This is a genomic window from Paraburkholderia humisilvae (assembly GCF_902859855.1).
Lineage (GTDB): Bacteria > Pseudomonadota > Gammaproteobacteria > Burkholderiales > Burkholderiaceae > Paraburkholderia > Paraburkholderia humisilvae.
Window position 1 is genome coordinate 1 of record NZ_CADIKH010000106.1, and the last position, 11,617, is coordinate 11,617.

7 protein-coding genes are annotated in these 11,617 nt (G+C 60.6%); 3 read left to right on the top strand and 4 right to left on the bottom strand.

Annotated features, from left to right (window positions below; translation table 11 throughout):
- Positions 1-146 precede the first annotated feature (146 nt).
- Complete coding sequence (locus tag HV796_RS37810; RefSeq protein ID WP_175232940.1) at positions 147-422, top strand: hypothetical protein; 276 nt, start codon at positions 147-149, stop codon at positions 420-422.
- 169 nt (positions 423-591) lie between these two features.
- Here the strand turns inward: HV796_RS37810 and HV796_RS37815 are convergent, their stop codons facing one another.
- The 4 genes from HV796_RS37815 to HV796_RS37830 all read right to left on the bottom strand — a co-directional run bounded on the left by HV796_RS37815 (position 592) and on the right by HV796_RS37830 (position 5,622).
- Positions 592-1,269: an MgtC/SapB family protein gene (locus HV796_RS37815; protein WP_175232941.1), complete on the bottom strand. Its 678-nt coding sequence runs from the start codon at positions 1,267-1,269 to the stop codon at positions 592-594.
- A gap of 22 nt (positions 1,270-1,291) precedes the next feature.
- A complete protein-coding gene (locus HV796_RS37820) occupies positions 1,292-1,759 on the bottom strand; it encodes an NUDIX hydrolase (protein ID WP_175232942.1) in 468 nt (155 codons plus the stop codon).
- A gap of 480 nt (positions 1,760-2,239) precedes the next feature.
- The gene (locus HV796_RS37825; protein WP_175232943.1) at positions 2,240-5,266 is read right to left on the bottom strand and encodes an OTU domain-containing protein; all 3,027 of its coding nucleotides are present in this window, start codon (positions 5,264-5,266) and stop codon (positions 2,240-2,242) included.
- 110 nt (positions 5,267-5,376) lie between these two features.
- On the bottom strand, positions 5,377-5,622 hold the full coding sequence (locus tag HV796_RS37830) for a hypothetical protein (protein ID WP_343053071.1): 246 nt from the start codon (positions 5,620-5,622) through the stop codon (positions 5,377-5,379).
- Between the two features lie 1,044 nt (positions 5,623-6,666).
- Between HV796_RS37830 and HV796_RS37835 the strand changes: the two genes are divergently transcribed.
- On the top strand, positions 6,667-9,534 hold the full coding sequence (locus HV796_RS37835) for a bifunctional glycoside hydrolase/polysaccharide deacetylase family protein (RefSeq protein ID WP_246356282.1): 2,868 nt from the start codon (positions 6,667-6,669) through the stop codon (positions 9,532-9,534).
- The coding region (locus HV796_RS37840) for a tetratricopeptide repeat protein (RefSeq protein ID WP_246356283.1) at positions 9,524-11,617 on the top strand (2,094 nt) is incomplete at its 3' end. The genes HV796_RS37835 and HV796_RS37840, both read left to right, overlap by 11 nt.

Here is an 11,617-nt window from a genome sequence, read left to right on the forward strand (position 1 = left end):
TGGCCGATCAGACACCGGATGAAGCATACTTCGCCATGCTGCCAGCGATAAAATCGGCAGCTTGATTGCCTCAGCGATTCCACTTAAAAACTCGCGGATCCTGTCCGAACGAATGAGGCCACCTCTACGATCCGGCGATAACTGCCATGAGCCCAGAAGAGTTGCACCACCGTACGCGTCTGCTCGTGAGCAGGGCGCATTGGTGCAGCCACTGGCAAGACAATGTCCTGCTCGATGCCGCAGTGGATCAGGCACGGGCGCGGGCTGTAGGTGCGTTCGACTTGGTCGATGCAGAGACAGGCCTGCCCGCCGGAGTGACGCCCCAGGAGATTCGCGAAACGCTGCTGCATAGGAAGGCCAAAGAGATTCTCGAGCGAGAAAGGCGTCTCATGGTTCCGGAGATAACCGTGACCGACCGCTAGCCGCAGCGGCCGCGGGAAACCATTACCCGCAAGTTCCGCGACGCGCATGCGCTTGAACTTAGGTCAGTCGCGCTCGAACAACGCACGGGCCGGCTAAAGCCGGATTCGACGGCCACCTCAAGGGAGAAACCGTGATATTCATATGTGCACATCATGCCCTGCGCCAGCCTCACTTGCGATGCCGACATTCGCGGACACCTGACATGGCTTCCAGCCTTGTAGATATCGTCGTGAATTCGCTTTCGGTAGTCCGCGACAGTGCGATCTGCACGTCGTCGAGATCGGGGTCATCTTCCGATTGCTGGACGATGAACTGCTTGACCCGGATGCTTCCGGAAGCCAGCGCGCGATAGACGCTGTCGAGCGAAACACTGCCTCGTTCGACAAGCAACTGGATGTTGCGTTCCTGTTTAACGGAAATGAAGCGGCGTTCGAGTGGCTTTATTCCGGCAAGGATGATCAGGATGATGATCGTCGCGCCGATGGCTGCGACGTACATGCCTCCGCCAACCGCCAGACCGATTCCGGCGACTGACCAGAGACTGGCTGCGGTCGTCAAGCCACGCACAATTTCGCCGCGCATCAGGATCGCTCCAGCGCCGAGGAACCCGATGCCGGATACCACTTGTGCGGCGAGCCGGGACGGATCGAGTATGACGTTCTGCTGGCCCAGCACGTCGGCAAACCCGAACGCAGAGACCAGCATGATCAATGTCGAGCCGACGCACACGAGCATGTGAGTGCGCAGACCCGCGGCCCAGTTCAGCCTCTCACGCTCGAATCCGATGACGCTTCCAAGCGCAGCAGCGAGCACGAGGCGAGACAATAGTTCGACGTTCCCTATCACGACTTTTCTTTTGGTGGTCAGTTCAGGTCTGTTGTACAGCTATATGGCCAAGATCGGTCACGCGCTCGTCCTGCGCATTAACGCGCGCAGACAGTTCGTCGCTGACGGGCAACCGGAGATTTGTGGCAACCAGCCGTCGGAAACCGAGATTGACGATTTCCCGGGTCGGTATCCTGGTTACAAGCGTCGATATCTTTGTCGGGCTGAACCACCGACAACGTGAGATCTCGTTGCGCGGCTCAGGAGAGGCGTCCTGCGAAATGTCGACGAGGAAAATCTGGTGCCGTTTGCTGCGACCGCCAAAATGGAACAGGTACGTGAGCCATGTCGCGACAAGCGAGGTCTCCTCTTCCGGCTCGCGCCGGACCGCATCCAGCGGCGATTCGGACCGCTTCACCGTGCCGCCGGGAGACGACCACCGTGACCGCGCGCGGGCGACGAGGAGAATCTTGCCGTCCCGTCTGCATACGATCGTCGCTCTGTCTTTCATGCTCTACATTGCTCCCATGCCCTGTCGGCCGATTATGACGCAGCCTCGGGCGTTCCTTTTGGAACTGTATCGATGGCGCAACAACGATTGGGCTTCGCACGTTATTCCTGTTGAGTCGGCGGTGTTTGGCTGGGCGTATATACGCATTTTAAGAGCATCGCCCCCAACCAGGTTCAATGGTGGTAGAAAACCTGATCCGGTTGTACCCTGAAAAGTGACACCCGGCTCGGTGGCTATCTAGCGCGCAAACATGATCGTCTGCCCGGCCCAACCGTTATATGGCGCCCTGCAGGAACTCACCTAGATGTATTGCATCTTCAAGTAAAACGAATGACTCCATTTATGGGTAAACAACAGTCCTGAAGGGCGGGGAGGATGTCAAAAAGACTGGATTTTGTCGCTCAGGATTGTCGACGTATTCAAATGCTGCAGAGGGTATGCTTTTGTCGCGTTAGAGAACTATCGAGTGCACGCAGATGCTTACTCCGTTGAGAGGAAGGGTTCGTACTCGTGCGGATGAAGTAGCACCTCCTCCGCGGCTTTTTCGCGTAGCTGCCTTACCGATGACGGTGGAACATCACGAGCGCGACTCAAGCTCATCAATACGGCTCGAAAGAAGCAGTCGCCATCACCAGCTACTTCGTACGCCTGCCCGTCAATCAAAGCGTCATAATGCCCCGGTTGATAGGTGATGTGCAGCGGAGGACCTGACTCCGGATTACGTGGCACAAGCGAAAGACCGTCGATTTGCGCCGGATGACCGTGGATAATGATCCGTCTCTCCAAAGCATTTGCAGTTGCGACCGGTGCAAGATCGCCGATGTCACTGTTCCAGTCACCCATTGTCCTGAGTCGAGTGGCAACTGACTCCAGACCGTGCGTCGGCGAAGCGAAAGCGGCGACCTTCATGCTGTCTGATATGTCATGGGCGTATGCCAAGTTATCGTAGAAGGCGAAAGCATTTCTTGGCAAGGAGTCTACCGCGTGAACCTTGGTCATCGAGTCGGGAATGCTCCCAAGCATGTAAAACACCTCGTGCTCAGCTTGATCCAGGCTGTTTCTTACCGCGGCAGCCAGCGTACCAGTTTTTATTTTCCCTTCGCTAACCAGTCGTGGACCATCTTCCTTGATAATGTTTTCAATGGTGCGAAAATTGAGCAGGTCCTGTGCTGCGTTGATTTCAACGAGCCTTGCTTCTGGTCCGTGCAGGAATCGTATGGCCACGCCGGCATGAGGGCTCAATGAAAGCACTCCGCCCATTGAGCCGCCTGTTCTCGCCGAATGCCTGATACAGGCGGCGAGATAATCATCTCTGGACGCAGCATCCACGTTTTTCCAGGGCGAATACAATATGTTCCCGCTCGGGGCGACCTTCTGACCTCTGTACAGTTTTGGTGGAATGCTTGCAGTTGCCCTTGCATCAATGGCAGTTCTCATGTTTGCGATCAATATCGCATGATTAGGTCCTCGCGCCATGCTGTTGTAGATTTCGTCCAGCACATTCGCCTTGTCAATAATTTTTGAGGCTGCGCGATCTAACTTCGCCAGCTCGCGGCGTACTTGGCGTGCAGCAGCGCGCCAAGGCAGACGCGCCGCGGAATGCAGGATCCTGTTCAGAGTAAAGACGGGCACGACAAAATCCGTTAGTTCCTTGCCCGCCTGAATCAGGAACGAGCTGGTCTTGGTGCCCTCAAGCACCGCGCGCATAACCGCCGACGCTCTTCCTGAGGCAGTGGCCACATTCGCGGTGCGCGCGGCCAGGATACCGGTTCGGATGCCCTTGAAGCATAGCGCGCTGGTACCAATCGAAAACAGGGTCAGCCCGAGGTTCACCGTATCCATCGCGATGTCTGATACGGCGATCTTGTGTCGTGGGTCCAACAGGGACCGATTTATTGCTTCATAGAACGGAACAACGAAATTGAGCACACGCTCGCCGAGGGGGGGGGCGTATGCGCTTTCTTTCCACGTTTCGATCAGCGAAAGCAGGTGACGTCTCACCTTGCTTTCTACGATATCCGCGATTTTAACCGGCCGATGCGGAGTATGAAGCAGCTCGGATTCGAATTTGATCTGCGGAGGGGCGGTTAATCCTTCAAGCCCGTCATCGCCACCGGACGGCGCCGTTAAGGGTACTGTGTCATCGGGCTGCCTTACTCCCAAAGCTCTCACGACAACGTCTTTCTGTATCCACTCATTCCTGATCGCACCGTTGAGGTACTTCAACGAACCATCTGGCCTGATCAGCAGATAAAGACCGCTGGGCGCGGGCACCAGTAACGCAGGTTCTTTCCGGTCGGGGACAAATGGTTGTATGGTCCGATATGTCCGCGAGACGGGGTCAAGCAACATGACGGATGCCTCGCTTATGACCCAGGCCTTATCCGGCCGGAATTCAGCGCTGAGTCTGCCGACCCCGGCGTCCTGCAGGTTCGACGTCATTTTCGCCTTTACCGCGGTGTCCAGGTGCGCCCGGATGTAATCGTCAAACTGTTTGAAGTATTGAATCGCAACGTCGCGAGTTTGGCTTATCTGATCTACAAATGTATTGCGATCTGGCACCCCGACCATTTGATGCAATTTCGGATTGAAGGCGGTCTGTGGGATGTTTTCTTTCGCAATATACAGTTCCGCCAATTCAGTCCGATTCCTGAAGTTCGGGGGAGGTGGGGGGGCTAAGGCGAGGGACCACGCGTCCCGGAATGCGGTGATCTTCACGTGTTCCGCTACCTGTACCTCACTTGCACCTTGAGTATTTGCCCAGACAGATGCCTCCTTTAGGAACAGGGCGAGCGACAGATCAACTGCTGCCTTGTCGGCCCGGTTGCGCTGGGCGGCCTGGTGGATGCCGTTGGCGAGCTCCAGCAATTGTTCGTCCTCCCGGTTTTTGGCCGCGTCTTGCAGTAATTCGCGCATCGCTAGGACGCGCGCGCCAATCAGCCCGCCCGCGTCGATTTCCAAGTCGCCGTTGAGCGATAGATATGCTGCAGGTTGCGACGGTGCCTGCGCGCTTCTTGCGCGCCTCATCGGTACAGAGCCGGACGCCATGCTGGGGGGCTTCAAACCGGCGGATTCCCCGGTGGCCCCGGCCGTGTGAGACCCGAGCGGTTGAGCGGTAAGGCCGCTTTTTTTGAGGATAGCTGGGGGGGAGCCTTCCACCGCCCGATGCTCATTCGCATTGCAATCATACTTGCAGGCTTTGCCTTGCGTGTTACCGCGCGGCCCTTGCGCGAACGACGAGGCATGAGCTCCGGGCTCCCGAGCGCGCCAGTCGGTGGTGTTGCCAGAAGGTGGCAGCGCTGACTGAGCCTTGAAGACGTAATCACTAGCGAGCAGCACCGCGAGGCACATCGCCTTGCGGGTTTGACTTATCTGAGACAACTGCGACATCGATTTGCTGCGCCTTGAAGTCCGGGGATTGTCGTCCATCCATGCGTTGTGACGTTCAACACTTCTTCTCCAATCGCCGAGCGTCGAATCGGGCGTTCTCGAGACTGCTAATTTCATCTGTAACCTGTAAAATAGACTTTACTTAGAGAATGAACGGACTTCCCCATCCCGAGGCTGCTGGGATACCGCAATCGGAATCGACGATGCCGCGATGAAGTTTCGAACATTCATGAACGACCGGGTGAATGAGGAAGCCCATACGTATTGTCACGTTCGGAATTGATCTTGCCAAGGATGTATTCGTGCGACCAGCAAGTCACCTGTACATGTGGGCCAAAGATGCGGCGGGTTACATCGGCGTGCTTGCCATCGAACTCCACGAGCTCAGACTCGAAGTCCGCGCACGTTGGCAAGACATTGCGTACGTCATCCAAAATCTCTTTTGTGAGCACAGCGTGACGGTATTTCGTCACGAAGGCCAAATGGATCTGGATACGAAAAGCGCACTGGCAGCGCCGAAACTCTGTGGCTGATGCGCCAGTCCATGTCCCGCGACAAGCACTGAAGGATATCGGGGCCGACCTACAGGGAACTTCTTCGGGTGTCGCGCTGGCTTCCCCCGCTTCCGGCGCAATGGCTGCTCGATGGCTTCCGCTACCCCGACCGGAGCAGATCAGGTTGGACCGCAAGAACGGCTGGGTTTGTTTGCCCAAAGTCGGTTGGCCGCGTTATCGCGATGGTCGGATGGCGGGCGGCGACATTTGCAGCGCACACGCACATAGATCAAATGCAGAGCGTTGAAAATTTCACGCAGTTGTTGACGGGCGCCGCGGTACGTCTTGTTCGCCAAGGTCAGATGCGGAGCCGAGAGGGCGTCCGATGGATAAATTGCGGCTATCGTGGGGCTGATGGGCTTTGCGCGCACGGTCGCATTTCGTGTGTGCGCAAAAATACGAAATTAGAGTGACGACCCGTCTTGATGGTAAAGAGGACATCTGATAGATATGAATTGTTCCCGTGGTGCGAGGTTTGATTTATATTGATGCGGTTTCCTAACTTAGATGTTTACGTGTGGACATTGAGCATTCGAGGGGGCATACTGTGCACCGGTCAATAAGTAATATAAAAAGGAGTGCTTTATATTGTTTTAATAAATGAGCGATGAAATCTGTAATTTTGATGATATTGGAAGCCACGTTTTGCTAAACGGAGGTAATCGATGATCTATTAGCAGAAAATTCAATCTATTTATTTTTTGATTATTCGTGTCAAGACGTGTCATTGCATCGACGTGACCGATAGTCAGGGTTGATTTGGGATGGATTGGTTTTTTTATTGAGGGGTAATAGATCGTGACTTCCGATAAGAAAAGAGGGGCGCAAATTTGCCACCGAGTGTATACACATAGATAATTTTCGCATCCGTAAGGATCGGTCTTCACTCACCATTCAAATTCGCTGGAGAAGGTGGCCAATTTGACGGTCCGGTTAAAGGCAATAAACGAACGGATACTCTTCATGTCAGCGGAGATTCACGCGGGTGCGGCGACGCCGCTGCCGGCGGTCGAGCGCCGGCTTTCTTCGACATTGCGGATGCGACTTGCGGCGTGGCGGGCGCTTGCCCTTGCGATGCTAAGCGCAAGCGCGGCGCCGTGCGCCCATGCGCAGACGCCGACGGCCTCGCCGCAACCGCAGAGCACCGTGCGCGATGCCGGTTTGCTTCAGCGAACCGCTTCGCCGGACATCGCCTTCTTCGACGGCGCGCATCCTCCGGTCGATCTGCTGCAGGCGTTCGATGCCGTCGTCACCGATCCCGCGAGCGGTTTCGAGCCCAACGCGCATCTGCTTGCGCATACCGCCTGGATCGCACGCACGCGTGCGGGGAGCGGCGAAGCCTCGTCGTTCGTGTCGCAGCAGATTGAGCCATTATGGCAGCGCGGCTATCGCGGGTTTCTGCTCGATACACCCGGCGCGGTCGCCGCGCTCGATGCGATTCACTCCGCCCATCCCGACGCGCGCCTGATGATCGGCGGCGACGACGCATTGCAGGCGGCGCTGCCGCACGCGGCAGCACTGTACGCAGTGGTCGGAGCGTCGCTCGTGCGGGGCGTTGCGCCGGGCGGCAGACCGTTCGACGTGGCCGCCGCCGAGCGCGCGGCGCGCATCGACGCGGCGCAGTCGTTCATGCGGCGCACCGGCGTGCCGGTGATTTCCATCGAACTGTGCCCCGCCGACGACCGCGCGTGCGCGCGCACGACCGCGGCACAGGTTGTCGCGAGCGGCGTCACGCCTTACGTGACAAACGCCGCGCGCAATGTGGTCGGCATCGGCGCGATCGAGGTCCTGCCGCGGCGCGTCCTGATCGTGCAGGATCGCGCCCGCGACGTTCCACTGGACGAAACACCGGGGGTGCGCGATGCCGCAACGCCGCTCAACTATCTCGGCTACGACGTCGAATACGCGGACGTGAACGACACGTTACCCGACGATGTGGCGCCGGACCGCTACGCTGGCGTCGTCGTCTGGCTCGAGGGTGACGATCCGCATGACGGGGCCGCATGGCGCAGGTGGATCGACGCGCGGATCGCCGCGCATGTGCCGGTCGCGTTCATCGGTCAGTTTGGCTTCGATGCGGCCGGGGACGAGGGCCCGGCGCTCGATCTGCAGCCCGTCGCGGGGCCGTTTTCCGGTCCGCTCAGTATCGTGTCGCGCGACCCGATCATCGGCTTCGAGGCGCAACCCAGGCTCGGGCCACGTGACCTGACCGGCGTGCGGGTCGGCGCAGCAAGCCGGCCGCTGTTACGTGTGAAGTCTGGCGAAGCGACACTCGATCCGGTCGCGATCACGCCGTGGGGCGGCTACGCGCTGACCCCGTACACGGTCGTGTCGCTCAACGGTATCGGTCAGGAGCGCTGGGCGATCCAGCCGATCCGGTTTTTCGCCGAGGCACTGCGCCTACCGCCGATGCCGGCGCCGAGCGTGACCACCGAGAATGGCCGGCGTCTGTTCATGACGCACGTCGACGGAGACGGCTTCGCGTCGCGCGCGGAGTTTCCCGGTCCCGACTATTCGGGCGAAGCGCTGTACGAGCGGATCTTCACACGCTTCAGGGTGCCGATGACGCTATCGGTGATCGAAGGCGAGGTCGGCCCGCAAGGCCTCTATCCGCAGATCTCGCCGCGCCTCGAGGCGATCGCGCACAAGATGTTCGCGCTGCCGTATGTCGCGATCGGCACGCACACGTACTCGCATCCGTTCAAATGGGAAGACGTTAGCGCGCAGACGGGCGAGCGCGTCGACCGCGGCGGCGGCGACACCGCGTTCTCGCTGAACATCCCGAACTACAGATTTGACATCGACCGCGAAATTACCGGCTCGATCGATTACATCAATACCCGCCTCGCGCCGCCGGGCAAGAAGGCCGTCGTGCTGCAATGGCCCGGCAACTGCGAGCCGCCGGCAATCGTCGTGCGCAAGGTCTATGCGGCGGGCGTGGACAATATCAACGGGGGCGACACGGTCATCACGAAGAGCGTGAACAGCTGGACGAACATCGCGCCGATCGGCATCGCGAAAGGGCCGGGGGCGTACCAGATATATGCGCCGAACCAGGACGAGAACGTCTATACGAACGACTGGATCGGACCGTTCTACGGCTTCACGCGCGTGCTCGAGACATTCGATATGACCGAGCGGCCGCTGCGCTTCAAGCCGATCGACGTCTACTACCACATGTACAGCGGCACCAAGGTCGCGTCGCTGCGCGCGCTCGACCAGGTTTTTTCGACGGTGCTCAAGCAGCCGGTCTTGCCCGTGCAGATCACCGATTACGCGCACAAGGTGCTCGACTGGCGCGGCTTCGCGGTTGCGCGCGCAGTGCGCGCGGCCGATGCGTCGACCGGCACTGCCACGAATGCGGCAATCGGCGCGTGGATCGTGCGCGGCAACGGCGAAGTGCGTGAGCTGCACTGGCCAGCCGCGAACGCGCCCGACCTGCGGGCATCACGCGGCGTGACCGGTTATGCGGCGGGGCCGGACGGCACGTACGTTCACATCGCGGACGGCGCCGCACGCGTCGTCTTCGATGCGGCGAACGCTGCGCCGGCTGCGCAGCCCGCGGGTGCGTCGGCCGGCGCGGTACCGTACATCGCGCAGGCGAACGGCTTTGTGCGCCGCTTTACACGTGACGCGCACGGCATGTCGTTTGAGTTCGGCGGCTACTATCAGCCGTTTGTCGAGCTCGCGAACGCGCAGCGTTGCAGCGTGAGCATGGCCGGCCATCCGGTGGCCGCGCGGCGCGACGGGGCGCAGTTGCGCTTCGATACGCCGCCTGCGGTCGGCCTGAAGATCGACTATCAACCCGTCGAGGTTGCCTGTGGTGACTGATCAGGACACGGACGTGACCACCGGTGCGAGAGGCAAGCGTCCTCGCATCACGTGGACGCCGTTGGTGGTGCTGCTCGCCGCGGTGGTGATCGTCACAATGTATGCGGTAGCTCCACGCGGTGGAATGCGCGCACGTGTCGCGTCGGTCGGCGCGCCAAGCGAACTCTCCGTCGCGTATCTCGAAGCATGGTCACGCGTGCAGCCGGACAATGAGGAGTTCCTGTCGCTGCTCGGTGCGCAGTACCTGTATCTCGGTCGTGCCGATGACGCGCAGCGCGTCGCCAACAGAATGGATGCGCTGCGTACCGACGACATGCGGCGCGCGGCAACGATGCTGCGTCTCGCGGTTGCGGAGCAACGGGCCTTCGCGCTCACCGAAACCGACCCGCGCCGTGCAGCCGCGTTGGCCGACTTGCGCGAGCGTTTGACAGGGGCCGCGCGTGACGAGTGGGCGCCACGCGATCTCGAATGGCTCGCGCGGCGCGCGGCGTCGGCCGGTTTGCCGCGGCTCGCGACGGATTTCTATACGCGCTTGTCGCAACACGATCCGAAAGGGCGAAACGAGTGGGATACGCAGATCGCGCGTTACGCGCTGCAGACCGGCGACTACCGCGCGGCAGCGGACGCCTGGTTCCGCAAGCAGGCGTCCGCGCAAACGCGCTACGAACAGCGGCGATGCTTTATCGCGGGGATTCGCGCGCTGCAGTCGGGCAATCTGTTCGCCGATGCGCTCGCTGCAGCGGACGCGCAACTCGGCTCGCTCGCCGATGATCCGGCAACGCTTGTCGTGCTGCTGAACCTCGCTCGCGCGGCGAACCGTCCCGATGTCGTCGACCATTATGTGCGAATGCTGGCCCGCTACGTACAATCGCAGCCGGTTGAACCGCATGACAGCCGCGTATCCGCGCAAGCCGGAGAGGGCGCCGGCCGAGCGACGGCGTATGCGAGGTTGGTGAGCGAAGCGCGCGCGGTATCGCATGCATCGTTTGCGTATCGTGACGGACCGGTCGTGTGGCCCGTTACGGCCGCGTCGTTCGGCAGGCGCCACGGCGCGCGTCTGGTCCGCATCGCGACAAATGTGCAACCCACCGCATCATCGGCTGACTCAAATCCCGATATCGCCAATATTGTCTTCAACGCGTTCATCGAATCCGGCGATCTGGCGAGCGCCGAAAAGATCGCCGCGCAGCAGGTGCAGCGCGACCCGCATTCGGTGTTGTGGGTCAAACGCCTCGCGCAGACCGCCGAATGGAATCGCGACCCATCGCGCGCGCTGAAGTCGTGGCTCGACTACGCACAACTGTCGGACGACCCGGTCGGCTGGCAAAACGTGTTGCGCATCGCCCCCATGCTCGACGACGACGAAGCGTATCTGACCGCGCTGATCCATCAGGCGCGCGCGACGCCCGGCGATCTGAAGCTCGTCGACAACGTGACCGCGACCTTCGAACACCTCGGCCGTCCCGACGACGGTCTCGCCTTTCTGCGCTCGTTGCCGCGCGGCGCGAATGCCGATGCGCTCGACCGGCGCATCGGCGCGCTCGCGGAACGCGCCGGCCACGATGATCAGGCGCTTGCCGCTTACCGCGCGGTGCAGGCGCGCCACCCGAACGATGCGAATGCGGCGCTGCGCACGGCGAGCGTGTTGTATCGCGCGGGCGACTATCGCGCGTCTTTCCTGGCGCTAAAGCGCGCACGCGCCGGCGCGCGCGACGCCGACGAGGATTTCTGGCGCAACTACGCAGAGCTCGCGCGGCTGCTGCAACTGGATGACGACGCCAACGACGCGTACCGCCACCTGCTCGCCAGCGGCGCGGCAACGACCGACGATCTCGGCGAGATGACGTACTTCTACGATCCCTATCCGATCGACGCGGGACGCGTCGCCGAGCTGCGCTACCGGCGCGACTCCACGCCGCGCGCGCTGCAGGACGCGATCGTCAACTACACCAATGCGCAAGCGTACGACCGCGTTGCCGCGTTGCTGGCGAGCCTCACGTCCGACCAGCAGCGCGCCGCGCAAGCCTCGCCGGGTGTGCTGGCCGCGCGTGCCGAATACGAACGTCTGACCGACCGGCCATCC

Coding starts and splice junctions, on each gene's coding strand:
- HV796_RS37835 (WP_246356282.1), top strand. CDS start 6,667: ATGTCAGCGGAGATTCACGCGGGTGCGGCGACGCCGCTGCCGGCGGTC.
- HV796_RS37810 (WP_175232940.1), top strand. CDS start 147: ATGAGCCCAGAAGAGTTGCACCACCGTACGCGTCTGCTCGTGAGCAGG.
- HV796_RS37825 (WP_175232943.1), bottom strand. CDS start 5,266: ATGAAATTAGCAGTCTCGAGAACGCCCGATTCGACGCTCGGCGATTGG.
- HV796_RS37820 (WP_175232942.1), bottom strand. CDS start 1,759: ATGAAAGACAGAGCGACGATCGTATGCAGACGGGACGGCAAGATTCTC.